Annotated in this window: 26 protein-coding genes; 18 read left to right on the top strand and 8 right to left on the bottom strand. The window is 70.7% G+C overall.

Going from position 1 to position 23,225, the window contains the following annotated elements; translation table 11 throughout:
* Window positions 1-6: 6 nt before the first annotated feature.
* From ABEG18_RS18535 to ABEG18_RS18520, 4 genes are all read left to right on the top strand, one after another.
* Window positions 7-2,274 (top strand): heavy metal translocating P-type ATPase, encoded by a 2,268-nt coding sequence (locus ABEG18_RS18535; protein ID WP_406854524.1) that lies wholly within the window; start codon window positions 7-9, stop codon window positions 2,272-2,274.
* A 10-nt stretch (window positions 2,275-2,284) separates the two neighbouring features.
* Window positions 2,285-2,437 carry a cbb3-type cytochrome oxidase assembly protein CcoS gene (ccoS, locus tag ABEG18_RS18530; protein WP_406854523.1) on the top strand — a complete coding sequence of 51 codons (153 nt, stop codon included), beginning with the start codon at window positions 2,285-2,287 and terminating at the stop codon, window positions 2,435-2,437.
* Between the two features lie 91 nt (window positions 2,438-2,528).
* The gene (locus ABEG18_RS18525) at window positions 2,529-4,328 is read left to right on the top strand and encodes a hypothetical protein (RefSeq protein WP_406854522.1); all 1,800 of its coding nucleotides are present in this window, start codon (window positions 2,529-2,531) and stop codon (window positions 4,326-4,328) included.
* Window positions 4,329-4,624: 296 nt separating this feature from the next.
* The gene (locus ABEG18_RS18520) at window positions 4,625-5,272 is read left to right on the top strand and encodes a hypothetical protein (protein WP_406854521.1); all 648 of its coding nucleotides are present in this window, start codon (window positions 4,625-4,627) and stop codon (window positions 5,270-5,272) included.
* Window positions 5,273-5,275: 3 nt separating this feature from the next.
* On the opposite strand, the gene ABEG18_RS18515 is transcribed toward ABEG18_RS18520, so the two are convergent.
* Both ABEG18_RS18515 and mbfA read right to left on the bottom strand, forming a co-directional pair.
* Entirely contained in the window at window positions 5,276-6,160 is an 885-nt protein-coding gene (locus ABEG18_RS18515) for a metallophosphoesterase family protein (protein WP_406854520.1), read from the bottom strand.
* A gap of 34 nt (window positions 6,161-6,194) precedes the next feature.
* Window positions 6,195-7,166, bottom strand: coding sequence for an iron exporter MbfA (gene mbfA, locus ABEG18_RS18510; RefSeq protein ID WP_406858643.1), 972 nt, complete (start codon window positions 7,164-7,166; stop codon window positions 6,195-6,197).
* 124 nt (window positions 7,167-7,290) lie between these two features.
* Between mbfA and ABEG18_RS18505 the strand changes: the two genes are divergently transcribed.
* The 3 genes from ABEG18_RS18505 to ABEG18_RS18495 all read left to right on the top strand — a co-directional run bounded on the left by ABEG18_RS18505 (window position 7,291) and on the right by ABEG18_RS18495 (window position 8,880).
* Window positions 7,291-7,791 carry an NUDIX domain-containing protein gene (locus tag ABEG18_RS18505; RefSeq protein WP_406854519.1) on the top strand — a complete coding sequence of 167 codons (501 nt, stop codon included), beginning with the start codon at window positions 7,291-7,293 and terminating at the stop codon, window positions 7,789-7,791.
* 136 nt (window positions 7,792-7,927) lie between these two features.
* Window positions 7,928-8,383, top strand: coding sequence for a MaoC family dehydratase (locus ABEG18_RS18500; protein WP_406854518.1), 456 nt, complete (start codon window positions 7,928-7,930; stop codon window positions 8,381-8,383).
* Entirely contained in the window at window positions 8,383-8,880 is a 498-nt protein-coding gene (locus tag ABEG18_RS18495; RefSeq protein ID WP_406854517.1) for a MaoC family dehydratase, read from the top strand. The genes ABEG18_RS18500 and ABEG18_RS18495 overlap by 1 nt, the downstream gene beginning before the upstream one ends.
* Window positions 8,881-9,041: 161 nt before the next feature.
* On the opposite strand, the gene ABEG18_RS18490 is transcribed toward ABEG18_RS18495, so the two are convergent.
* From ABEG18_RS18490 to petA, 5 genes are all read right to left on the bottom strand, one after another.
* Entirely contained in the window at window positions 9,042-9,581 is a 540-nt protein-coding gene (locus ABEG18_RS18490; RefSeq protein WP_406854516.1) for an adenine phosphoribosyltransferase, read from the bottom strand.
* A 67-nt stretch (window positions 9,582-9,648) separates the two neighbouring features.
* The gene (locus ABEG18_RS18485) at window positions 9,649-10,524 is read right to left on the bottom strand and encodes an S-methyl-5'-thioadenosine phosphorylase (protein ID WP_406854515.1); all 876 of its coding nucleotides are present in this window, start codon (window positions 10,522-10,524) and stop codon (window positions 9,649-9,651) included.
* Window positions 10,525-10,637: 113 nt separating this feature from the next.
* Window positions 10,638-11,516, bottom strand: a complete 879-nt coding sequence (locus ABEG18_RS18480; protein ID WP_406854514.1) for a cytochrome c1 — start codon at window positions 11,514-11,516, stop codon at window positions 10,638-10,640.
* Window positions 11,517-11,539: 23 nt separating this feature from the next.
* Window positions 11,540-12,817 (bottom strand): cytochrome bc complex cytochrome b subunit, encoded by a 1,278-nt coding sequence (locus tag ABEG18_RS18475; RefSeq protein ID WP_406854513.1) that lies wholly within the window; start codon window positions 12,815-12,817, stop codon window positions 11,540-11,542.
* A 29-nt stretch (window positions 12,818-12,846) separates the two neighbouring features.
* A complete protein-coding gene (gene petA / locus ABEG18_RS18470) occupies window positions 12,847-13,383 on the bottom strand; it encodes a ubiquinol-cytochrome c reductase iron-sulfur subunit (RefSeq protein WP_406854512.1) in 537 nt (178 codons plus the stop codon).
* Between the two features lie 312 nt (window positions 13,384-13,695).
* Here petA and ABEG18_RS18465 point away from each other — a divergent pair, with 312 nt between their 5' ends.
* Both ABEG18_RS18465 and hemF read left to right on the top strand, forming a co-directional pair.
* On the top strand, window positions 13,696-14,178 hold the full coding sequence (locus ABEG18_RS18465) for a tRNA (cytidine(34)-2'-O)-methyltransferase (RefSeq protein WP_406854511.1): 483 nt from the start codon (window positions 13,696-13,698) through the stop codon (window positions 14,176-14,178).
* Between the two features lie 16 nt (window positions 14,179-14,194).
* Entirely contained in the window at window positions 14,195-15,115 is a 921-nt protein-coding gene (gene hemF, locus ABEG18_RS18460) for an oxygen-dependent coproporphyrinogen oxidase (protein WP_406854510.1), read from the top strand.
* A 21-nt stretch (window positions 15,116-15,136) separates the two neighbouring features.
* Here the strand turns inward: hemF and ABEG18_RS18455 are convergent, their stop codons facing one another.
* Window positions 15,137-16,195: a hypothetical protein gene (locus ABEG18_RS18455; RefSeq protein WP_406854509.1), complete on the bottom strand. Its 1,059-nt coding sequence runs from the start codon at window positions 16,193-16,195 to the stop codon at window positions 15,137-15,139.
* A 149-nt stretch (window positions 16,196-16,344) separates the two neighbouring features.
* On the opposite strand from ABEG18_RS18455, the gene ABEG18_RS18450 reads away from it, so the two are divergent.
* The 9 genes from ABEG18_RS18450 to ABEG18_RS18410 all read left to right on the top strand — a co-directional run bounded on the left by ABEG18_RS18450 (window position 16,345) and on the right by ABEG18_RS18410 (window position 23,224).
* Window positions 16,345-16,623: a hypothetical protein gene (locus ABEG18_RS18450; protein WP_406854508.1), complete on the top strand. Its 279-nt coding sequence runs from the start codon at window positions 16,345-16,347 to the stop codon at window positions 16,621-16,623.
* Window positions 16,620-17,819 (top strand): low temperature requirement protein A, encoded by a 1,200-nt coding sequence (locus ABEG18_RS18445; protein ID WP_406854507.1) that lies wholly within the window; start codon window positions 16,620-16,622, stop codon window positions 17,817-17,819. The genes ABEG18_RS18450 and ABEG18_RS18445 overlap by 4 nt, the downstream gene beginning before the upstream one ends.
* A 34-nt stretch (window positions 17,820-17,853) precedes the next feature.
* Window positions 17,854-18,447 (top strand): DUF1285 domain-containing protein, encoded by a 594-nt coding sequence (locus ABEG18_RS18440; RefSeq protein ID WP_406854506.1) that lies wholly within the window; start codon window positions 17,854-17,856, stop codon window positions 18,445-18,447.
* Complete coding sequence (locus ABEG18_RS18435; protein WP_406854505.1) at window positions 18,444-19,109, top strand: CoA pyrophosphatase; 666 nt, start codon at window positions 18,444-18,446, stop codon at window positions 19,107-19,109. The genes ABEG18_RS18440 and ABEG18_RS18435 overlap by 4 nt, the downstream gene beginning before the upstream one ends.
* Window positions 19,106-19,363, top strand: a complete 258-nt coding sequence (locus tag ABEG18_RS18430; RefSeq protein WP_406854504.1) for a DUF6111 family protein — start codon at window positions 19,106-19,108, stop codon at window positions 19,361-19,363. The genes ABEG18_RS18435 and ABEG18_RS18430 overlap by 4 nt, the downstream gene beginning before the upstream one ends.
* Window positions 19,364-19,425: 62 nt before the next feature.
* A complete protein-coding gene (locus tag ABEG18_RS18425; protein WP_406854503.1) occupies window positions 19,426-20,637 on the top strand; it encodes a CCA tRNA nucleotidyltransferase in 1,212 nt (403 codons plus the stop codon).
* 85 nt (window positions 20,638-20,722) lie between these two features.
* Entirely contained in the window at window positions 20,723-20,992 is a 270-nt protein-coding gene (locus tag ABEG18_RS18420; protein ID WP_406854502.1) for a hypothetical protein, read from the top strand.
* 276 nt (window positions 20,993-21,268) lie between these two features.
* On the top strand, window positions 21,269-22,273 hold the full coding sequence (locus ABEG18_RS18415; protein WP_406854501.1) for an AAA family ATPase: 1,005 nt from the start codon (window positions 21,269-21,271) through the stop codon (window positions 22,271-22,273).
* A gap of 9 nt (window positions 22,274-22,282) precedes the next feature.
* The gene (locus ABEG18_RS18410) at window positions 22,283-23,224 is read left to right on the top strand and encodes a DUF58 domain-containing protein (protein ID WP_406854500.1); all 942 of its coding nucleotides are present in this window, start codon (window positions 22,283-22,285) and stop codon (window positions 23,222-23,224) included.
* The last annotated feature ends 1 nt before the right edge of the window (window position 23,225 follow it).

The raw sequence follows: 23,225 nt of genomic DNA, 5'->3' as shown, positions 1-23,225 counted from the left end.
GTTCACGTGTCCCCCGCGTTCGACTACTCCGCCCTGATCGAGACCCGCCCCGACGGCGCCCGGCGCCTCGACCTCGCCGTCGAGGGGATCACCTGCGCGGCCTGCATCGGCGACATCGAGCGCGGCTTGCGCGGCCTGCCGGAGCTCGTCTCGGCCAGGCTCAACTACACCAACCGGCGGCTCGCCGTGGAATGGCGCGAGCCCGGCTTCGACGCCTCCCGGGTCGTGGCGCGGCTGGGCGAGCTCGGCTACCGGGCGCATCCCTTCGAGCCGTCCCGGCAGGAGGAGATCGAGGCCGCCGAGATGCGCTTCCTGCTGCGCTGCCTCGCGGTTGCGGGCTTCGCGGCCATGAACATCATGCTGCTCTCGGTGTCGGTCTGGTCCGGCAATGTCAGCGACATCACCGACGAGACGCGCGACCTGTTCCACTGGCTCTCCGCCCTGATCGCGCTGCCGACGGCCGCCTATGCGGGCCAGCCCTTCTTCCGCAACGCGCTGAGGGCCATCCGGGCGCGCAGCATGACGATGGACGTGCCGATCTCGCTCGGCGTGTCGCTGGCGCTCGGCATGTCGCTCTACGAGACGATCCACCACGCCCACCACGCCTATTTCGATTCCGCCGTGATGCTCCTGTTCTTCCTGCTGCTCGGACGGGTGCTCGACCAGGCGATGCGGCGCAGGACGCGGGCGGTCGCCGGCAACCTCCTGGCGCTTCGGGGCGAGACCGCCGCCATCATTGGCCCGGACGGGGAGATCCGCGAGGCGCCCGTCAAGGCCGTGAAGCCTGGCGACCGTGTGATGCTGCTCCCCGGCGACCGCGTCTGCGTCGACGGCGTCGTGGAGGACGGCCGGTCGCTGGTGGACGCCAGCCTGGTCACCGGCGAGACGGCGCGCGAGCCCGTGGGCCCCGGCGCCATGGTGTACGCCGGCACGGTCAATCTCGAAGGCGCCCTCGTGGTGCGGGTGAGGGCCGCGGCCGAGGGCACGCTGCTCGACGAGGTCAACCGGCTGGTCGAGACGGCCGCCAACGCCCGCTCGCGCTATCTGCGGCTCGCCGACCGTGCGGCGCGCGTCTATTCGCCGATCGTGCATGTGACGGCGCTGGCGACCGCGCTCGGCTGGCTGGCGCTCGGCGCCGGCGTCCATGACGCGCTGATCACCGCGATCGCGGTGCTGATCATCACCTGCCCGTGCGCGCTGGCGCTGGCCGTGCCGGCCACGCAGGTCGTCGCCTCCGGCGCGCTGTTCAAGGCCGGCGTGCTGCTGCAGAGCGGCGACGCCATCGAACGGCTCGCCGCCGTCGACGTGATCGCCTTCGACAAGACGGGGACGCTGACCTCGCCCGAACCGCGCGTCGCCAACGCGCATGAGATCGCGCCGGACCTGCTCGCGTGCGCCCGGCGCCTCGCTTTGTCGAGCCGGCACCCGCTGGCGGCGGCTCTCGCGGCCGGCGCGCTGGGGTCGACGCCCTATCCGGGCGCGCGCGAGGACGCCGGCCACGGCGTCTCGGCCAGCATCGACGGCGTCGAGGCGCGGCTCGGAAGCGCCGTCTTCTGCGGGGCCGAGGCTTTGGCGGCCGAGGCCCTGGCGGGCGATCCGGAGGCCACGCTGATCGCCGTCCAGCAGGGCGAGCAGCGGGCCGTGATGCTGCTGCACCAGACGCTTCGGCCCGACGCCGTCGCGGTCGTGGAAGCGCTGCGCCGGCGGGGCTACGCGATCGCCATCCTGTCGGGCGACCGCGAGCGGCCGGTGGCCGAGGCGGCGCGGGCGCTCGGCGTGGAGGACTGGCGGGCCGGGCTGAAGCCGGCGCAGAAGATCGCCGCCCTGGAGGCCATGGCGGCCGAGGGGCGCCGGGTGTTGATGGTCGGGGACGGGCTGAACGACGCCCCGGCGCTCGCCGCCGCCCACGCGTCGCTGTCGCCGGTCACCGCCGCGCATCTGGCGCAGGCCTCGGCGGACGCCCTGTTCCTGGGCGAGCGCCTGAAGCCCGTCGCTGACGCGCTGGAGCTCGCCCGCAAGGCGAATGTCGTCATGCGCCAGAATCTCGGGATCGCGGTGGTCTACAACCTCGTCGCGGTGCCGCTGGCCATCATGGGGCATGTCACGCCGCTGATCGCGGCGGCCGCCATGTCGGGCTCCTCCATCATCGTCACCCTCAACGCGCTGCGGGCCCGCATCCGGGCGACGGAACCCGCAGCGGCCTCGCCGGTTACGCAGCCATGGCCGCCGCGCGCCGCGTCTGCGGCCCAGCGCCCGGCGCGCGTGATCCCGTGAAAAGCCCGTCATGAACATCCTGGTCTATCTGCTGCCCATCGCGCTCAGCCTCGGCCTCCTGGGTCTGGGCGCCTTCCTGTGGTCGCTGAAGAGCGGCCAGTATGACGACCTCGACGGCGCGGCGGTGCGCATCCTGGACGACGACGACGTCCGCAAGGGCTGAGCCGAAGGCGCTTCGTTAAGGTCGCATCCGTATGATGCGCCCCAGAAATGGGGTCGCCATGAGCCGTTTGTCCGCATTCCTCACCGGGAGCATGCAGCCCCGTTCCGCCGTCGCGCTCGCCTGGGGCGTCGCCGGCGCGCTGTTCCTGGCGAAGTCCACGAGCGTCTTCGGCGTCCGCGACCTCGACACCGACGACGTCATGCGGCTGGTCCAGGTCCGGGACCTCTTGGCCGGGCAGGGCTGGTTCGACCTGACGCAGCATCGCGTCGATCCGCCGGACGGCCTTGTCATGCATTGGTCGCGGCTGGTCGACGCTCCCATCGCCGTCCTGATCGCGCTCCTGCGCCTGCCGCTGCCCGCCGACGCCGCGGAGCGGGTCGCGATGGCGCTCTGGCCGACGCTGCTGCTCCTGCCGGCGCTCGCCGTGGTGGCCTCGATCGCCCGCAGCCTGGGGGGACGCGCCTCCGTTCCGGTCGCGCTCATGCTGTTTTGCGTCGTCGGGCCGGCCGGGACGCAGTTCTTCGCCGGCCGCATCGATCATCACAATCTCCAGATCCTGGCCTGCCTGACCGCGCTCGCGGCGATGCTGCGCCTTCCGACGCAGCGCTGGGCCGGCCTCGTGGCAGGGCTCGCCGGCGCCGTCATGCTGGCGGTGGGCATCGAGACGCTGCCCTATCTCGTCGTGCTGTGCGGCGCGGCCGCGCTGATGGCGGCCCATGATCCCGACCGGACCGGGCCCGGCGTCGTCCTGTTCGGGCTCGGCCTCGCCGGCGGCGCCGCGCTGCTCACGGCGGCGACGGTCCCGCCGCAACAGGTGATGGCGGCGCATTGCGATGCGATCTCCGCTCCTTATCTGGGCGCCGCCGTCGCGGGCGGACTCGCGCTGGCGGCCGGCGCGCTCCTGATGCGGCGCACGCCGTCGGGCGCGGGCAGGCTGGCCTTCGCCGTCGCGCCGGGAGCCGTGGCGCTCGCCGCCGTGGCGGCGTTCGGGCCGCATTGCCTGCGCGGGCCGGTGGCCGAGATCGATCCGCGCCTCGGCCCCGTCTGGCTGAACGGCGTGCAGGAGATGGAGCCTCTGCTCAGGCTGTTGCGCAGCGCCGACATGCTGGCCACGATCACGGCCGTGGCGGCCGCCTTCGGCGTGGCGTCCTGGGCCGTCCTGGCCAAGGGGCGGCCGACGCGGGCCGCAGGCCCGACGCTCTGCCTCGTCCTGATGGGCGTGGCTTTGCTGGTCGCGGCCGGGCAGGTCCGCGGCGCCTATTACGTCAACGCCTTCGCCAGCCCGCTGATCGCAGCGGGGCTTGCGACGGCGGTGAGGCGCATGCAGGTGCGGCCCGATCACGTCGGGTCGGCGGCGCTCGCGGGCGTGCTGGCCGTCTCGGCGCCCGGCATGCTGCTCAACATGGCCTTCGGGACGGGTCCCGGCGCGCCGTCCGGCGTCGCCAGCGCCAGCGCGGCCCCTGCGCCCGCCGCGGCGCCGTCCCGCAGCCCGGGCCAGACCAGCCTCTCGGAACCCGGCTGCGCCGAGCCGAACGTCTTCAATCCGATCGGCGCCCTGCCGCCGGGACTGGTGCTGGGCGGGGTCGACCTCGGTCCCCTGGTGCTGGCCGGGACCACGGCCCACACGGTCCTGGGCGCGCCCTATCACCGCAACGCGGCCGGAATCCTCGCGTCCCACGACCTGCTGGCCGGGAGCCTGGACGGGGCCGAAGAGCGCCTCCGCGCGCGTGGCGTTCGCTATGTCGCATTGTGCGGGCGCACGCCCGAGCAGGACAGGGCGGGCGGTCTGGCCGCGGCGCTCGCGGCGGGGACTCCCCCGGCCTGGCTGGAGCTCGCTGTCCGGAACGGCCCGTTGCGGGTGTATCGCCTGCGTTCCGCCAACGCGGGCTGACCTGGCCGCGGCAAAGGGAGCCGGACCTTGCGGTCCGGCCAAGTTTGTCGAGCACATGAGCGGCTGGTCGGCCGCCGATGCAAGCTTAGTCGACGCCATTCGCTTCCAATGTGAACCTGTTCACACACCGCCTCTAAACCTTCGGAACGAAGGGCTTTTCTGAGACTCCATCGAAAGGGCGGGACGAGGCTTGGCTCTGCTGTGGCCGACGACCCGGGTGCGCTTTACGGGCGACCCTGCAAACGTTTACTCTCTGTTCACCAATCCGGTGCCAGCCAGCGTATTCGAGCCCGTTCATGGACGACCCCGTCTTCGCCTTCCCCAAGCGGTCTCGCGGCCCGGACCTCAAAGCGGCCATGCGCCAGGCGCGCATCGAGGAAGCCGAGCGGTCCGGCGCCGTGGCTGAGCTGCGCGGGGCGGAACTGGCCCGGCTCGAAATGTTGCGGGAAGAGCTGGCGCCCGTGGTGGCGCAGATTCCGAACGACGCCGAGATGTTCGATTTCGGCATCGTCGGCGCCGAGAAGCCGCGCCTCTTCGTCGACATGGTGGCCTATGTGGAGATGGGTCGGGACCGGCGCACCTTCCGGTTCATCCAGGACACCCGGGGCGGGCGCCTGGCGCTGGCCGAGAGCGAGCGGCTGGAGCCGATCGTCGAGGCGGTGACGTCCTATCTGGGCCGCCGCCTGGTCGAGCGAGAACGCGCCTTGGCCGGGGAGACGCTGTCGCCGCTGGCGGCCTTACGTCCGGCGGAGCCCGCCGCGGAGCCGCTCGCGCGCGCCGCCGCGATCGAGGCCGCGCCCCGGCGGGAGCGCCGCTACACGGTCGGCGACCTCGTCTTCGCATTCCTGCTCGGGATGATCGTCGGCGCGGGGCTGCTGTTCCTGGCCGCCTGGTGGAAGGCGCGCGGCGGCCTGGCCTTCCTGGGCCTGCCTTTCCTGGGCTGAGGCTCAGAGCGGCAGCGTGCCGATGTCGATGATGGCTCCGTCGGCCTGCAGGCCGCGGGTGCGCCCCGTGATCACGGGGCCGCTCTCGGTGAGGTCGATGTCGAACAGGTGATAGCCGGCCCGGTGCGTCAACGTGCCCCGGATGGCCGAGCAGGACGGCACCCCCACGACCGGGATCAGCTTGCCGCCGGGCCCGGCGATGCGGTTCACCGAGGTGACGTGGTTGTGGCCGTGGAGGATCAGGTCCGCGCCGGTCTGGGCGAGGATCTCCTCCAGGGCGGCCGAATCAGTCAGGCCCCGGCCGGTCTTGCTGCCGCTGCGATGGGGCGGGTGGTGGATCAGGATCACGCGCGCCAGGGGCTGCTGGGCCAAAAAGGCCAGCACGTTGGCGATCTTCTCGCGCTGCTCGCGGCCGAGCGTGCCGGAGGCCACGAAGGGCCCGGTCGGCACCGCGGAGGACAGCCCGACGATCGCCATCGGGCCGACCAGGCGCACATAGGGGAACCCTTCGAACTTGCCGTTGTCCGACGTCATCCAGGGCGACAGGAAGCGCTCGATGTCGCGCATCGTGGTGCGCACATAGGCGTCATGGTTGCCGGGGACGAAGCTCACCTTGTCGGGCGCGCCGAGATCCTGCAGGAACTCGCGCGCGACCTGAAACTCGCCATGCAGGCCGATATTGATGAGATCGCCTGTGCAGGCGATGTGCTGGGGCTCGAAGCTCTTCATGTCGGCGACGAGCCGCTCCAGGATCCCCATGTCGTGGATCCGGTCGCGCCCGCGGCGCCAGTTCATGTAGCCGGTCATGCGCTTGCCCGCGAGTTCGCGCAGGCGAGGCTTGGGGAGCGGTCCGAGATGGGGATCGGAGAGGTGGGCGAGCCGGAACATGCGGGGGAACCTCTCCCCCGGTCCGGCCCGCCGGTCAAGCGCTGCCGATCAGAATTCCGGCGATGAACACCAGCACCCCGCCGAGCACCACCTGGAAGGCCGCCTGCAGGAAGGGCGTGTCCATGAACCGCGCCCGCACATAGGCGATGGCCCAGAGCTCGATCAGCACGATGACGGCCGCGATGGAGGTGGCGATATAGAAGGCGTTCGGCCAGCGGTCCGGCACCAGATAGGGCAGGGTGTGGCCGATGCCGCCGATCGTGGTCATCAGGCCGCAGATCGCGCCGCGGATCCAGGGCGCGCCGCGCCCGGTCAGCGATCCGTCGTCGGAGAGCGCCTCGGCGAAGCCCATGCTGATGCCCGCGCCGATCGACGCCGCGAGGCCGACCAGGAAGGTCTCCCAGTTGCTGTGGGTGGCGAAGGCCGCCGCGAACAGGGGCGCGAGGGTGGAGACCGAGCCGTCCATCAGCCCCGCCAGGCCGGGCTGCACATATTGCAGCACGAACATGCGGCGCCGGGTCGCCTCCTCTTCGGCTCCGGCGTCGCCCGCCATGTGCCGCTCGGAGATTTCGCCGGCCTTCTTCTCGTGGCCGCGCTCGATGTCGGCGAGGCGCGTCAGCAATTCGCGCACCGAGACGTCGAGCGTCTGGGACGCGGCCTTCTCGTAGAAGCGGGCGGCCTGCATCTCCATGATCTCGGCCTCCTGCCGCATCTTGTCGACGGGCAGGTTCTTGGTGAGCCAGATCGGGCGGCGGGTGAGGAAGCCCTTGACGTCCTCGCGGCGGATCGGCGGCAGATGCTCCCCGAACTTCTCGCGGTAGAGCCCGTACAGCATGCCGCGATGGCCGCGCTCCTCCTCGGCCATGTCGTCGAAGATGGCGGCCGAATGCGGATAGGGCTCGCGCAGCTGGTCGGCGAAGGTCTGGTAGATGCGGGAGTCTTCCTCCTCGCTGCTGATGGCGAGAGCCAGGACCTCGCGTTCGGTCAGGTCGGCGAAGGTTTTCAGCGGCATGGCGGAGCTCCCGGCGACGATCACTAGATTGGAATTCTTCTAATGTATTTTCGGCGTCGGGCAAGCCCCCGCGCTCGACTCGGCTCGTGCGCTAGCGTAGGGCCATGGATGACGCAGCATGACGACGGACCTGATGCAGCCCGAACCCGAAGAGGCCTTCCGCGGCCCCGACCTGCTGCGGCGCATGGCGCATCTCTATTTCCGCCTCTCCCGGCCGATGACGCTGGGGGTGCGCGCCGCGATCCTGGACGAGGAGCGCGGCGTCTTCCTGGTGCGCCACGGCTATGTGAGCGGCTGGCAGATGCCCGGCGGCGGCGTGGAGGCCGGCGAGACGCTGCTGGAGGCGCTCGCCCGCGAGGTGATCGAGGAGGCCAATATCGAGATCACCGGCGCGCCGCAGCTGCATGGCGTGTTCCTGAACCGCTTCATGTCGCGCCGCGACCATGTCGCCGTCTATGTCGCCCGCAGCTTCCGGGTGGGGCCGCCGAAGCCGCCCAACCGGGAGATCCAGGAGGGCCGCTTCTTTCGCCTCGACGCCCTGCCGGAGGAGATCACGCGCGGCACCCGGGCGCGCCTCGCCGAGATCGCGGGGGAGCGCGATCCGTCGCCCTACTGGTGAGGCGGCGCCATCGCCCGCGGGCGCCAGCCTGCGCGGCGCGCGAGCCTGGGTCTTGCGCGAGCGGCTTGCGGGGAACGGCGCGCTCCTGCACTTTCGCCTGCACGCCCGAGGCCGAGAGAGCCTGACCGGAGGAGCCATGCCCCGCTTGAGTTTCGAGGATTTCGAGCCCGGAGCCGTGACGACCTACGGCTCCTATCTGGTGACGCGCGAGGAGATCATCGCCTTCGCCAGCCAGTACGACCCCCAGCCCATGCATCTGGACGAAGCGGCCGCGGCCGGCACGCTGCTGGGCGGGCTGGGGTCTTCGGGCTGGCACACCTGCTCCATGCTGATGCGCATGCTTTACGACAACGTCCTGGCGGACTCGACCGGCATGGGGTCCGGCGGCATCGACGAGGTGAAGTGGAAGCGGCCGGTCCGCCCCGGCGACAGGCTCAGCGTGCGCCAGACGGTGCTCGACGCGCGCCCGTCCAGCCGCGGCGACCGCGGCTATGTGCGGTTCAGGTTCGAGGTGCTGAACCAGGCAGGGGAGGTGGTGATGGAGCAGACCAACAGCATCATCTTCGGCGTCGCCCGCCCGGAGGCCGCCTGATGTCCGCCGCCTTGTCCCGCACCCGCTATCTGGAAGACCTGGTCGTCGGCGAGACCGAGGAGCTCGGCTCCCACATCTTCACCGCCGACGAGATCAAGACCTTCGCGGCCGCCTATGACCCGCAGCCCTTCCACATGGACGAGGAGGCCGCCCGGGCGAGCCATTTCGGCGCGCTCTGCGCGTCGGGCTGGCAGACGGTGGGCGTCTGGATGCGGCTGCGCATCGCCGCCAAGGCGCGCCGCGACGCCGAGCTGGCCGTCGCCGGCCTGCCTGTCCCGGGCTTCGGCCCCTCGCCGGGGTTCCGCAATCTGAAATGGCTGAAGCCGATCTATGTCGGCGACACGGTGTCCTTCTCCAGCACCCTGATCGCCGCCCGCCCCTCCGGCTCGCGGCCGGGCTGGGGGCTGGTCGAGCACCTCAATGTCGGCGTGAACCAGCACGGCGTCCGGGTGTTCGAGTTCGTCGGCATCGCCTTCTACGAACGCCGCCCGGGCTGAGCGCGGCCCCGGCGCGAACCGCCGGGGAATGACGGCAAGCGCCAACCGTTCCGGAGACCCCACCCCCATCATCCCCGGCGCGCCGCAGGCGCGGGGAGGAGATCCAGGAAGGCTGGGCGAAGGGCGTCCTTGTTCCCGTTCCGGCGCAGCGCTTCGCCGGGCTAGTGTCCCTCGAAGGACACCAGCGTGCGCACTTCGACGTCCATGGCGCGCAGCTTGGCCGCTCCGCCGAGCTCCGGCAGGTCGACCACGAACACGCAGGACGTCACCTCGGCGCCCATCTGGCGCAGCAGGGCGACGGCGGCGGCCGCGGTGCCGCCGGTGGCGATCAGGTCGTCGACCAGGATCACCTTTTCGCCGGGCGCCACGGCGTCCTCGTGCATCTCCATGTGGTCGAGCCCGTATTCCAGCGAATAGGCGATCGACACCGCCTTGTGGGGCAGCTTGCCCTTCTTGCGCATGGGAACGAAGCCGGCCGAGAGCTGGTGCGCCACCGCCCCGCCCAGGATGAAGCCGCGCGCCTCGATGCCGGCGATCTTGTCGACCTTCAACCCCGCATAAGGCTGCACCAGCTCGTCCACGGTGCGGCGGAACGCGCGCGCGTCGCCCAGCAAGGTGGTGATGTCGCGGAACATCACGCCAGGCTTGGGATAGTCGGGGATCGTGCGGATCGCAGCCTTGAGGTCGAAGGGAAGCGTCATCGGCGGGCGTCCTGAAGGGCGAGGGGCGGCGCATCATAGCCGCCGGCCTGCGTCGGTCCAGCGCCGCTCAGGCGCGCAGCACGCGCCCGGCCACGGCGTCGAGCCTGGCCAGCGCCGCGGGATCGCGCGCCGAGGGGGCGGTCATGATGGCGTTGTCGAGCGCCCGGTGCGAGCCCGCGGGGCAGTCCTCGCGCTCGGCCGGGAAATCCCGCGCCAGGCGGGCCACCAGCCGCCGGGCCTTCTCGCTGTTGCCGTGCATGGTGGCGATGACGGAGGCGACGTCCACCGCGCCGTGCTCGGGATGCCAGCAGTCGAAATCCGTCACCATCGCCAGCGTCGCATAGGTGATCTCGGCCTCGCGGGCGAGCTTGGCCTCCGGCATCGCCGTCATGCCGATGACGTCATAGCCGAGATGCCGGTAGGTGACGGATTCGGCGTAGCTGGAGAATTGCGGGCCCTCCATGCACAGATAGGTCCCGCCCCTGCGGTGCGGCACGCCTTCGGCCTCCGCGGCGGCGGCGAGGCGATCGACGAGGCGCGGCCCGACCGGATGCGCCATGGAGACATGCGCGACGCAGCCCGCTCCGAAGAACGAGCTCTCGCGCCGATGGGTGCGGTCCACGAACTGGTCCACCAGCACGAAGAGCCCGGGCTGCAGGTCCGGCTTGAACGAGCCGCAGGCCGACAGGGAGACGATGTCGGTGACGCCGGCGCGCTTCAGCGCGTCGATGTTGGCGCGCGCGTTGATGTCGGAGGGCGACAGCCGGTGGCCCCGCCCGTGGCGCGGCAGGAACACGATGGGGGTCGCCCCGATGCGGCCGAAACGCAGCGCGTCCGACGGCTCGCCCCAGGGCGTCGCGACGCGCTCCTCGCGGATGTCGGTCAGGCCCGGGAGGTCGTAGATCCCGGATCCGCCGATGACGCCCAGCACGGCCTTGGTCATGCGCTCCTCCTCGTTGCGGGACCGAGAATAGAGGCCGTCGCGCGCCCGCCCAACGAAAAAGGGCTCCGAAACGGGAGCCCTTTCTTGATCTTGCGCCGCGAAAGCGGGGTCGGTCAGTGCGTCAACGCGTGGCCGTCGACCCTCGACCAGATCTTCTTCTTGGTGAAGTAGAGCAGGCCGGCGAAGACGAGCAGGAAGCTCAGCACCCGGAAACCGAGCTGCTTGCGCGCCTCCAGATGGGGCTCGGCGGCCCACATCATGAAGGCGGCGACGTCCTTGCCATACTGGGCGACCGTCTCGGGCGCCTGGGGCTTGCCGTCCTGGGTCTTGGGATACTCCACCTGGCCGTCGCTGAGCGGCTTCGGCATGGAGATGATGTGGCCCGGGAAATAGGTGTTGTAGTACTTGCCGGCCGGCACCTCGACGCCGTGCGGCGGGTTGTCCTCGTAGCCGTTCATCAGGGCGGTGATGTAGTCGACGCCCTGCTCCTGGAACTGCGTGACCATGTCGAACAGGAACCAGGGGAAGCCGCGCTCATAGGTGCGCGCCTTGGCCAGCACCGAGAAGTCCGGCGGGATGGCGCCGCCATTGGCCGCCGCGGCCGCCTGCGGGTTGGCGAAGGGCGGCGGCATGCGGTCCGCCGGGCGGGCCGGGCGCTCGAACATGTCGCCGGACTCGTTGGGGCCGTCCTTGACCTTGTACTCGGCCGCGAGCGCCTTGACCTGCGACTCGGAAAAGCCGGGTCCGCCTTCCTCGGCGAGGTTGCGGAAGGCCAGCAGGCGCAGCCCGTGGCAGTTGCCGCAGACCTCGCGGTAGACCTTGAAGCCGCGCTGCAGCTGGGTGGCGTCGAAGTGCCCGAACGGGCCCGAGAACGTCCAGCTCTGGCGGGGCGGGACCACCGCGCCCTCGGCCGCCATGGCGGGCGCCGCGAAGGCCACGCCGGCGAGAGCCAGGACGCCGGCGGCGAGGCGGTGCATCGTGTTCATCGTCATCGTCTTGATCCCCGAAGTCCCGCTCAGCCCTTGGTGTTCGGCGACTGGGCCGCCCCGGCCGCCATCGCGGAGGCCGAGCCGCCCTTGCCGAGCACCGCCTCGGCGATCGAGCCAGGGAGGCGCCGCGGCGTCTCGAACAGGCCCAGAAGCGGAAGGACGATGAGGAAGTGCGCGAAGTAATAGGCCGTCAGGATGCGGGAGGCGAGCACATACCCGCCCTCCGGCGGCTTGGCGCCGAGCCAGCCGAGGCCCACCGCCGAGATCACGAACAGCCAGAAGAACTGGCGGTAGAGCGGGCGGTAGTTCGCCGACTTCACCCGCGAGGTGTCGAGCCAGGGCAGGAAGGCCAGCACCGCGATCGAGCCGAACATCGCCAGCACGCCGATCAGCTTGTTCGGGATGGCGCGCAGGATCGCGTAGAACGGCAGGAAGTACCACTCAGGCACGATGTGCGACGGCGTCACGGCCGGGTTCGCCTCGATGTAGTTGTCGGCGTGACCCAGGAAGTTCGGCTGATAGGCCACGAACCAGATGTACAGCATGATGAAGCAGACGAGCGCGAGCGCGTCCTTCACGGTGAAGTACGGGTGGAAGGGCAGCGTGTCCTTCTCGGTCTTTTTCTCGACGCCGACCGGGTTGTTGGAGCCCGGGACGTGCAGCGCCCAGATGTGCAGGATCACGACGCCGGCGATCATGAAGGGCAGCAGGTAGTGCAGCGAGAAGAAGCGGTTCAGGGTCGGGTTGTCGACCGAGTAGCCGCCCCACAGGAAGGTCACGATCGTCTCGCCCACGACCGGGAAGGCCGAGAACAGGTTGGTGATGACGGTCGCGCCCCAGAAGGACATCTGGCCCCAGGGCAGCACGTAGCCCATGAACGCCGTCGCCATCATGAGCAGGAAGATGATCACGCCCAGGATCCACAGGATCTCGCGCGGGGCCTTGTAGGACCCGTAATAGAGGCCGCGGAAGATGTGGATGTAGACGGCGACGAAGAACATCGACGCGCCGTTGGCGTGCAGGTAGCGCAGCAGCCAGCCGTAGTTCACGTCGCGCATGATCGCCTCGACGCTGTCGAAGGCCATCTTGGCGTTGGGCGTGTAGTGCATCGCCAGCACGACGCCGGTGATGATCTGGGCGACGAGCATGAAGGCCAGGATGCCGCCGAAGGTCCACAGGTAGTTCAGGTTCCGCGGATTGGGGAACACGATGAAGGACGAGTGGAGAAGGCCCATCACGGGGAGGCGGCTTTCGAACCACTTCCCAAACGCGCTCTTCGGAACATAGGTGGAAGGTGCACTCATGGCTTGATCCTGAAACGCGCGTTCCGGCGTTAGCCGATCTGAATCTTGGTGTCGGAGGTGAACTGGTACGGGGGCACCGGCAGGTTGGTCGGGGCCGGCCCCTGGCGGATGCGGCCCGACGTGTCGAACACCGATCCGTGGCACGGGCACTGCCAGCCGTGGAACGCGCCCTCGTGGCCCAGCGGCACGCAGCCCAGATGGGTGCAGTTGCCGTACACGATGAGCCACTGCGCCTTGCCGGGCTTGACGCGCGCGGCGTCGTCCTGCGGGTCGGGCAGCGAGGCGAGGTTGACGGTCTGGGCTTCCTTGATCTCCTCGGGGGTGCGATGGCGCACGAAGATCAGCTTGCCGCGCCAGAACAGCTTCACGATCTGGCCTTCGGCCACGGGGGTCAGGTCGAAGTCGACCGGCGCGCCCGCCGCGATGGTGGCGGCGTCGGGACCCATCTGGGACACGAACGGCCAGAGCGCGGCCACGACGCCGACGGCGCCCGCCGCTCCCGTCGCGATGAAGAGAAAGTCCCGCCGGGTCGGTTCGGCCGCGGTCGCTGCGGATTTGGTGGCCACGTAGTCATCCCCTCAACCTGCGCCCCGCCGGAGAACCCGGAGAGGGCTGGATTGATCGTTCCTGGAAGCTAGTCCCGGCGGTATGCGCGCAAAGGCATGGGCTCGCAATGCGACCGGGAGTCGCCGCGCGGCGGCTGTTTCGCACGGCGGATTGGGCTTGTCTATAGTGCGGAATGCTGATTGGGAGGGGGTTGGGCGGCTTTCCCGCCCAATCTGGAACACCTGCGGCGCAAGCGCGCGGATGCGGCGTTTCGGGCCTTCGCCCGGCAAGGCCCGCGCCGCCCGGACCGCGCCGCCCGACGCAGGTCCGCCGTGCCGCTCCGCATCGCCCTCTACCAGCCCGACATTCCCCAGAACACCGGGACGATCCTGCGCCTGTGCGCCTGCATGGGGGTGACGGCCGACATCATCGAGCCCGCCGGGTTTCCGGTGTCCGACCGCGCCTTCCGGCGCGCCGGCATGGACTATCTGGATCAGGTCGGCGTCGAAAGGCACGTGTCGTGGACCGCCTTCGACGCCTGGCGGCGCGGGGCGGGCCTGCGCCTCGTGCTGGCGACCACCCAGGGGGCCGAGGCCTACGCGGACTTCCGGTTCCGCGACGGCGACGTCCTGATGCTGGGCCGCGAGTCGGCCGGGGCGCCGGCGGCCGTGCACGAGGCGGCGGACGCGCGCGTCTTCATCCCCATGCGAGAGGGCCTGCGCTCATTGAACATCGCCGTCGCCGCCTCCATGATCCTCGGCGAAGCCCTGCGCCAGACCGGGGGCTTCCCGCCCTCCGGCGGCGCGCCTCGCTGACTGAAAGACCGCCCGCATGACCCCTGCCTCCGGCGTGACGCCGCCCACCAGCCCGGACGAGCTCGACCGCCGAAAGCGCGAGGCCGCGGCCTGGTTCCGGACCCTCCGCGACCGGATCTGCGCCGCCTTCGAGCGGCTGGAGGACGAGGCGGCCGGACCGTTCTTTCCCGGCGCCGGCCAGCCGGGCCGTTTCGAGCGCAAGCCCTGGACGCGCACCGATTCCTCGGGCGAGCCCGGCGGCGGCGGTGAGATGAGCATGCTGCGCGGCCGCGTCTTCGAGAAGGCCGGCGTCCACATCTCGACGGTGTTCGGCGAGTTCGCCCCCGAGTTCCGCGGCCAGATCCCCGGCGCGTCGGATGATCCGCGCTTCTTCGCCACGGGCGTGTCGCTGATCGCGCATCCGTGGAATCCGAACGCGCCCACGGTGCACATGAACACCCGCTACGTGGTCACCACGAAGGCGTGGTTCGGCGGCGGCGCGGACCTCACGCCCGTGCTGTCGCGCCGGCGCGCCCAGGAGGATCCGGACGCGGCGGCCTTCCACGCCGCCATGCGGGCGGCCTGCGAGCCGCACGCGGTCGCCGACTACGCCCGCTACAAGGCGTGGTGCGACGAGTATTTCCACGTCAAGCACCGCAACGAGCCGCGCGGGATCGGCGGGATCTTCTACGACTACCTGGACAGCGGCGACTGGGAGGCCGACTTCGCCTTCACGCGCTCCGTCGGGGAGGCCTTCCTGGGCGCCTACCCGCCCATCGCCCGCGCCAACATCGACGTCCCCTGGACGGCGGAGGACCGCGAGGAGCAGATGATCCGGCGTGGCCGCTATGTCGAGTTCAACCTCCTTTACGACCGGGGCACGATCTTCGGCTTGAAGACTGGCGGGAACGTGGAGAGCATCCTGTCCAGCATGCCGCCCAGCGTGCGCTGGCCGTGAGGGCAGGAAAGACGCCTGAGCCTAAACCTGCACGCAGACCACGCGCAGGCCTCCTTGGGTTTCGTCGTCGTTGAATTGCACGACGTCGAAAATTCGGACCGTTCCTGGTTTGTCGTCTGGGTCCGGCCGGATCGTCAGGGCGAAAGGCCGCAGCTCCATCGGCGCGAACCGAACGCTCTCGCTCCTCCGCTCCTCGATGGGTTCGGCCCGAGAGTGGCCCAGCATCGCCCGGAGAAACGCCAGGACAGAAGCCAGGAGGACCCGCCAGGCGGCGCCGACGTGACCTTGTTGCGGCGACATCTCGCCGATGCTGATCGACGCAGCCGGGAATTCCGCCGGGAACAGGTCTTCCGCCGGGTGCCCCGCGCTGCGCAACGTGTCGAGCAGATCGACGTGCTCTTCTTTGGAGAACGGCGTTTCGCGAACCCGCAAGCGCGCTTCCATGTCTTTCGAAGAGGAGCTTCCCGACAAGAAGGCGATCTTGGAGAAGCCTTGCCCCTTGAGGCGCTTCACGACCACGTTGCGCTGCGCATGATGAACATCGTTGCAGAAATTATTGAAGACCGCGTTGGTCCAATTGATCAGCGCTCCATCGTCCGTCACGGCGCCGGGCGGGTCCGACCTGGTGGCAGGCCAAGAGCCTGAGCAGGAGGCGAAAATGCAAGCATGCAGCGAAAGCTTGGTGACGGGGTCGTCGAAAAGGGTCCCGGCCACGTTCGCGAAAGAGTTCACATCGGCGCCTGTGGGCGTCCACGCCGGGAGCGTCACCGTTTGCGAGCCTCCCGGCGGGAGGATGTAGTCGGGAAGCGGGAACGGAAAGACATTATCGTAGATGAGCGGATTTGAGTTGCGTAGAGATGGCAAGATCGACTGGGCATTGAAGCCATGAAGCGTATTGGCTGCGCAGACGGTTGCTCGCAAACTATTCAGGCGAACCGCCTGAGGACCAAAATTTCTGACAGTCAGTGAAATGTTGCTGGGCTGGCCTGCATTGAACATACCAGTGCTCACCGAAATATTCGGATTGCGCCAGTGCTGTCCGTTGCATTTATTGGCGTTCATCACGAGAAAATCAGTCATGAAATGAAACTCCATTGCAAATATAGATCATTGGATGATCTTATTTGATTGAAGTCAATTGAATCCGGGTCGTTACCCGTGTCGCTCTGGACGGCGCGCCGCGCCTTGGCCATCATGGTCGCCCGTTCCCGAGCCCGGCTGCGCGCGCGATGCATACCTTTCTGGTGATCCTGGGCGGCGTCGTCCTTCTCGGGCTCGTCCTCGTCATCGGCGGCCTCGTCGGGCCGGGCGGCGCGGCCGGGATGCGGCGGGCCGCGCTGGCCTTCATCCCGGTCTGGCTGGTGGCGGCGGTCATCAATCTGTGGGTGGGGGCGAGTTCGGCCGTCGTCTCCGTCGCGGACGAGTTCCCGTTCTTCCTGCTCGTCTTCGCCGCGCCCGCGCTGGTGGCTGCGGCCGTCTGGTGGAGACTCGGGCGCAGCCCCGCATGAGCGAAGCCCAGGGGCTGCTGCGGGGCGAGCCGACCGAGGGGCATCACCGCGTCACCTATGTGGAGCTGTTCTTCGACCTCGTCTTCGTGTTCGCGGTCACGCAGCTCTCCCATACGCTGGTGGAGCATTTCGACGGCCCCACGATGCTGCGCACCGGCATCCTGATGGTGGCGGTGTGGTGGGTGTGGATCGACACGTCCTGGGCCACGAACTGGCTGGATCCCGACCGCCCGCAGGTGCGCGCCGTCCTGTTCGGCATGATGCTGGCCGGGCTGGCGCTCTCCACCTCGATCCCGGACGCCTTCGGCCAGCGCGCGCCGGCCTTCGGGGTCTCCTATGCGCTGATGCAGATCGGGCGGTCCGCCTTCGTGGTCGCCGCCATTCCGGGCGGCGAAGCAGCGCTGCGGATGAACTTCCGGCGCATCCTGGCGTGGCACTGCGCGGCCGGGCTGCTGTGGATCGTAGGCGGCTTCGTCGAGGGGAACGCCCGGCTGTGGGTCTGGGGCCTCGCGACCGCGCTGCAATGCATCGCCCCGATCCTGAAATTCTGGGTTCCGGGCCTTGGGGCGTCGGCGGTCAGCGACTGGAAGGTCGAGGGCGGCCACATGGCCGAGCGCTGCGGGCTCTTCATCATCATCGCGCTCGGCGAATCCATCCTGGTCACCGGCGCCACCTTCGGAAAGACCGAGTGGAGCGGCTGGACCGTCACGGCCTTCGTGTCGTCCTTCGTGGCCAGCCTGGCGATGTGGTGGATCTATTTCGATCTCGGCGCCGAGGCGGGCAGCCGGGAGCTCGCCGATTCCGACGATCCGGGCCGCCTGGCGCGCCTCGCCTACACCTATCTGCACCTGCCGATCGTGGCGGGGGTGATCATCACGGCCGTCGGCGACGAGTTCGTGCTCGCCCACCCGGACGGCGCCGGGGAGGCCAAGACCCTGGCCACCGTGGTGGGCGGGCCCCTGGTGTTCCTGGCCGGGACGCTGCTGTTCAAGCGCGCGGTGCGGGGCTGGCTGCAGCTCTCCCACCTCACCGGCATCGCCGTGCTGGTCGCGCTCTTGGCGGCCGCGCCCTTGACGCTGCGGCTCTCGCCGGCGGCGCTGAGCCTTTTGGCCACGCTGGTGCTGATCGTGGTCGCCGCGTGGGAATCCCGCTCGCTGGCCCCGCGGGGGACCGGCACGTCCGCCAAGCACGAGTGATGAAACCGGTCGCGCGCCGCCCTATTCTCCCATCATGACCAGCCAGTCCCACGATCCGCCCGCCCTCGACGCGCTGACGGCCGGCGCCCGGGCCGCGGCCCAAAAGGGCCCGCCTCCCGTTCATCTCTGGAATCCGCCCTATTGCGGCGAGATCGACATGCGCATCGCCGCCGACGGGACCTGGTTCTACATGGGCACCCCCATCGGCCGGCCGGCGCTGGTGAAGCTGTTCTCGTCCGTCCTGCGCCGCGATCCGGAGCGTTTCGTGCTGGTGACCCCGGTCGAGATGGTCGGGATCGTGGTGGAGGACGCGCCGTTCCTGGCGGTGGAGATGATTGTGGAGGGAGACGGCGCCGCGCGCCGGCTGTCCTTCCGCACGCATGTGGACGACGTCGTGGAGGCCGACGCGGAGCATCCGCTGCGCTTCGAGCGCGAGGCGACGGGCGGCCTGCGGCCCTATGTGCTGGTGCGGGGCGGGTTGTGGGCGCGCGTCGTCCGGCCCGTGTTCTACGATCTCGTGGCGCTCGGCGAGGTGCGCGAGGTCGACGGCGTTGCGAAGTTCGGGATCGCGGCAGGCGGGACGTTCTTCCCGATGGCGGACGCGGCGGAAGCGGCGGAGTGGTCGTGACCGTTCCGCATTCCGTCATCGAGACGCCGTTCGCCGCGGAGGCGCTGGAGACCCGGGCCCGGCAGCGGCTGCGGCTGGAGCCGCCCGAGCACGCCTTCGATCCGGCCCGCATCCCCGAGCGGGGCGACCACCAGCTCGCCCCCATGCTGTCGCCGGACGGCGCGCTGCACCGGCCCGCCGCCGTGCTGGTCCCGGTGGTGGCGCATCGCGGCGACGCGACCGTGCTGCTCACCCGGCGCGCCTCGCATCTGCGCGATCATTCGGGGCAGGTGGCCTTCCCGGGCGGCAAGATCGACGCCAAGGACGCCTCGCCGGTCGCGGCGGCGCTGCGCGAGGCGCGCGAGGAGATCGGGCTCGCCTCCGAGCGGGTCCGCCCGCTGGGCTATCTCGACGCCTATCTCACCTCGACGGGCTTTCGGGTGCTGCCCGTGCTGGCGATCGTGGAGGCGGGGACCGCCCTCACCATCAACCCCAACGAGGTCGACGTCGCCTTCGAGGTGCCGCTCGCCTTCCTGATGGACCCGGCGAACCACCAGCGCCACGCAAGGGAGTGGAAAGGGTCGCTGCGGCACTACTACGCCATGCCGTATGGGGAGCATTATATCTGGGGCGCGACCGCAGGCATGTTGCGGAACATGTATGAGAGGCTCTACGCCGAATGACGCGCGCCTTCACCGAAGAGTTCCTGCTGTTCCTCGTGCCCTTCGCGCTCTACGCGCTCTGGCTCGTGGCGCGCAAGCGGACGCCGCTGGCCCGTGTGCACTGGAACGGCAAGGTGTCCTGGCTGCTCCTCGCCGGGCTGGCCTTCGCCAGCCTGTGGCTCGTCTACACCGGCCTGTCGGCGCCGCGCAGCAAGGGCGCCTATGTGCCGGCCCACATGGAGAACGGGCGCTTCGTGCCCGGCCGTGTGGAGTGACCGGAGGGCCGTCCTCCGTCGCGGCGACCGCAGGCGGTCTCCCGCAGCCCACCTTCGCGCGGATGCCGTCGCCCAGCGTGCTCGACATCCCCGAACTGCGCCGGCTCCTGGCCGTGCTCGACGGCGACGGCGAGGAAGCCCGGGTCGTCGGCGGCGCGGTGCGCAACGCCCTGCTGGGCCTGCCCCATGGCGACGTCGACGTCGCCACCACGGCCCTGCCGGCCGAGGTGACGCGGCGCGCCGAGGCGGCCGGGTTCCGCGCCCTGCCGACCGGCGTCGAGCACGGCACCGTGACGGTGCTGGTCGACCACCATCCGTTCGAGGTCACGACCCTGCGCGAGGACGTCGAGACTGACGGGCGCCGCGCCGTCGTGGCGTTCGGCCGCGATTTCTCCCATGACGCGCAGCGGCGCGACTTCACCATCAACGCCCTCTATGCGCGGCCCGACGGCGAGGTCGTCGACCATGTCGGCGGGCTCGCGGACCTGGCTCTGCGCCGCGTGCGCTTCATCGGCGACGCCGAGACGCGCATCCGCGAGGACTATCTGCGCATCCTGCGCCTGTTCCGCTTCACCGCGGAGTATGGCGAGGGCCCGCTCGATCCCGAAGCCCTGCGGGCGTCGATCCGCCTGCGGGCGGGTCTGGCGCGGCTCTCCAGCGAGCGGGTGAGGGCGGAGCTGATGAAGTTGCTGGCGACGCGCCGGGCGCCCGAACTGGCCCGGATCCTCGCCGAATGCGGCTTTCTCGACCGCATCCTGGGGCTCGCGCCCGATCCGCACGCCATGGCGGCGGCGGCGTCGGCCGGCGCCGATCCCGTCCTGCGCCTCGCCGCGCTCGCCGTGCGGGTGCGCGAGGACGCCGGCCTGCTGGCCCAGCGCCTGCGGCTGTCCAACCAGGAAGCCGAGCGGCTCGACGCCTGCGCCGCCCTTCTGGAAGCCCTGCATGGGCGGGTGGCCAGCCTGTCCGTCCAGGACTGGCGCGCGCTGGCCTACCGGCGCGGCGCGGGGCCGGCGCGCGACGCGCTCGCCGTCCTGGCGGCGCGCGAGACGGGCGAGGCCCGCCCGGACGCGCTTCGCCCGGCCTTCGCGGCGCTGGCCGAGCCTGTCCCGGTCCGGCCCTGGACGGGCCGCGCCGTCCTGGCGCACGGCGTCCCCGCCGGCCCGCGGGTCGGGGCCATCCTGGCCCGCGCAGAGGAGCTCTGGATCGCGGCCGGCTTCCCCGACGATCCGGGCCAGCGCGACGCCATGCTGGCGCAGGCGCTGGCCGAGGGGTGAGCGTCGTTCCGACTCCCCTTTCGGCTGCGCGCGCGCTACATTCGTCGCGAGAGCGGCGGCTCGCTCTTGCGTGAGGCGTATCCCGATGAGCCGACAGCCCTTTCGACCCGCGGATGTGGCGCGCCGGCTCTCGCAGCGCGCCGGCGAGGAGGCGCGGACGGGGCGGTCCGCATCCAAGAGCGACGCCTGGAAGCGCGAGACCTTCACGCTGCCCCGCGAGGAGGCCCGGGAGAAAGCCCGGGAGGCGTTCTCGCGGTTCCCGAAGGCCGCCTACATGACCGAGATCGAGTGGTGGCGCGAGCTGGAGGACGGGCGGATCGAGTTCACGATCCGGCGCCTGCCGACGGCCGATTGAGCGCAAGCGCGCCGGTGCGCCGCGCAGCGACGGAACGACGCTCGCCCCCGCCACGTTTTCGCCTCAGCGGGTCGTGAGCTTAGGGGCGTCTCGATTGGCGTTGCGGCGTTCTCCGCGCGATCTCGGGAGACGACACGCAATCGTGCGGGAGAAGGGACGGCGCGGCATCCCGCCGGGCTTGAACCGTTGGCCCTTGGCGCGCGATGCTGAAGCACTGACGACGCGATCGTGACGCCCGGCCCTCGTGGCGCCGAAGCGTCCAAGCGAGGGCCGCCCATGACCGACACCGCCAACGCCGCCAGCCTGGACGCCATGATCGTGCGCTCGGCGGAAGCCGCCCTCGAGCAGATCACCCGCGCCCGCGAGGCGATCGGCGGCGTCGTGTTCGGCCAGACGCAGGTGGTCGAGAACGCGATGATCACCGTGCTGTCCGGCGGGCACGGCCTGCTGGTCGGCGTCCCGGGGCTGGCGAAGACCAAGTTGGTCGACACCATGGCGGTGGTGCTGGGCCTGGAGAGCCGCCGCATCCAGTTCACGCCCGACCTGATGCCTTCCGACATCCTGGGCTCGGAGGTGCTGGAGGAGACGGTCGACAAGCGCCGCGCCTTCCGCTTCGTGAAGGGCCCGATCTTCTCGCAGCTGCTGCTGGCGGACGAGATCAACCGCGCCAGCCCGCGCACCCAGTCCGCCCTGCTGCAGGCCATGCAGGAGTATCACGTGACGGTGGCGGGCGAGCCGCACGACCTGCCGCGCCCGTTCCACGTGCTGGCCACCCAGAACCCGATCGAGCAGGAGGGAACCTACCCGCTGCCGGAGGCCCAGCTCGACCGCTTCATCATGCAGATCGACGTGGGCTATCCGGACGCCGCCACCGAGCGGCGGATCCTGCTGGAGACGACGACGGACGGCGCGGCCCGCGCCAAGGCCGCCATGAGCGGCGAGGACCTGATGGCGGCGCAGCGCCTGCTGCGGCGCCTGCCGGTGGGCGAGAGCGTCGTGGAGGCGATCCTGGACATCGTCCGCTCGGCCCGGCCGGGCGAGGGCGACGCCGCCATCGCCCAGCATCTCGCCTGGGGTCCGGGCCCGCGGGCCGGCCAGTCGCTGATGCTGGCGGTGCGCGCCCGCGCGCTGCTGCAGGGACGCCTCGCGCCGTCGCTGGACGACGTCGCCGCGCTGGCCGAGCCGGTGCTGAAGCACCGCATGGCGCTCACCTTCGCGGCGCGCGCCGAGGGCGAGACCATCGGCGGCCTGATCCGGCGCCTCGTCGAACGGATCGGCTAGGGCGCCGGGATGGTCAAGGTCCGGGTTCTCGACACAGCGGAACGAGCGGTCGGGAACCGGCACGCCACCGGCGCGCTGGACCTCGCCCGGCGCCTGCCCCGTCTCGCCATCGAGGCGCGCCGGATCGCCGCCACCGCGGCGCACGGCATCCACGGGCGCCGGCAGGCCGGCTCCGGCGAGGCGTTCTGGCAGTTCCGCACCTTCATGCCGGGCGAGCCGGCGCATCGGGTCGACTGGCGCCGCTCGGCCCGGGACGACGAGCGCTACTATGTCCGGGAGCGGGAATGGGAGGCCGCCCACACGGTCTGGCTGTGGATCGACCGCTCCGCCTCGATGGGCTACGCGTCGGCGCTGGCGCAGGCGCCCAAGATCGACCGCGCCGTCGTGCTCGGCCTCGCGCTGGCCGACATCCTGGTGCGCGGCGGCGAGCGCGTCGGCCATATCGGCCTCACCAACCCGCAGGCGTCGCGCTCCATCGTCGACCGCATCGCCGAGGCGCTGGCGGCGGACCGGTCCGAGCCCGCCGACGCGCCTCCGGGCCTGCCGCTGGCGCCGCTCACCGAGGCCGTGCTGATCAGCGACTTCCTCACTCCCGCGGCGCGCGTCCGCGAGGCCATCGAGCGCATGGCTGCGCGGGGCGCGGGCGGCCACCTCGTGATGGTGCTGGACCCGGTGGAGGAGACGTTCCCGTTCGAGGGCCAGGCCGTGCTGGCCGAACTGGAAGGCCCGCAGACGCTGCGCGTCGGCGACGCCGGATCGTTCCGCGCCCTGGTGCTGGACCGCATGAAGGCGCATCGCGAGGCCATCCGCGAGGCCTGCGCCCGGCGCGGCTGGACCTTCGCGGTGCACCGCACCGACCGGCCCGCCTCGGAGGCGCTGCTGTCGCTGGCGGCGCGCATCGCCGAACGGGACGCCGGCATGGCCGGCGTGCGCATCGGCGGGGGAGGCTGAG

Source organism: Alsobacter sp. KACC 23698, assembly GCF_045348435.1.
Lineage (GTDB): Bacteria > Pseudomonadota > Alphaproteobacteria > Rhizobiales > Beijerinckiaceae > Alsobacter.
The sequence above is the reverse complement of the archived record's forward strand: the minus strand, read 5'-3'. Positions and strand labels throughout refer to the sequence as shown.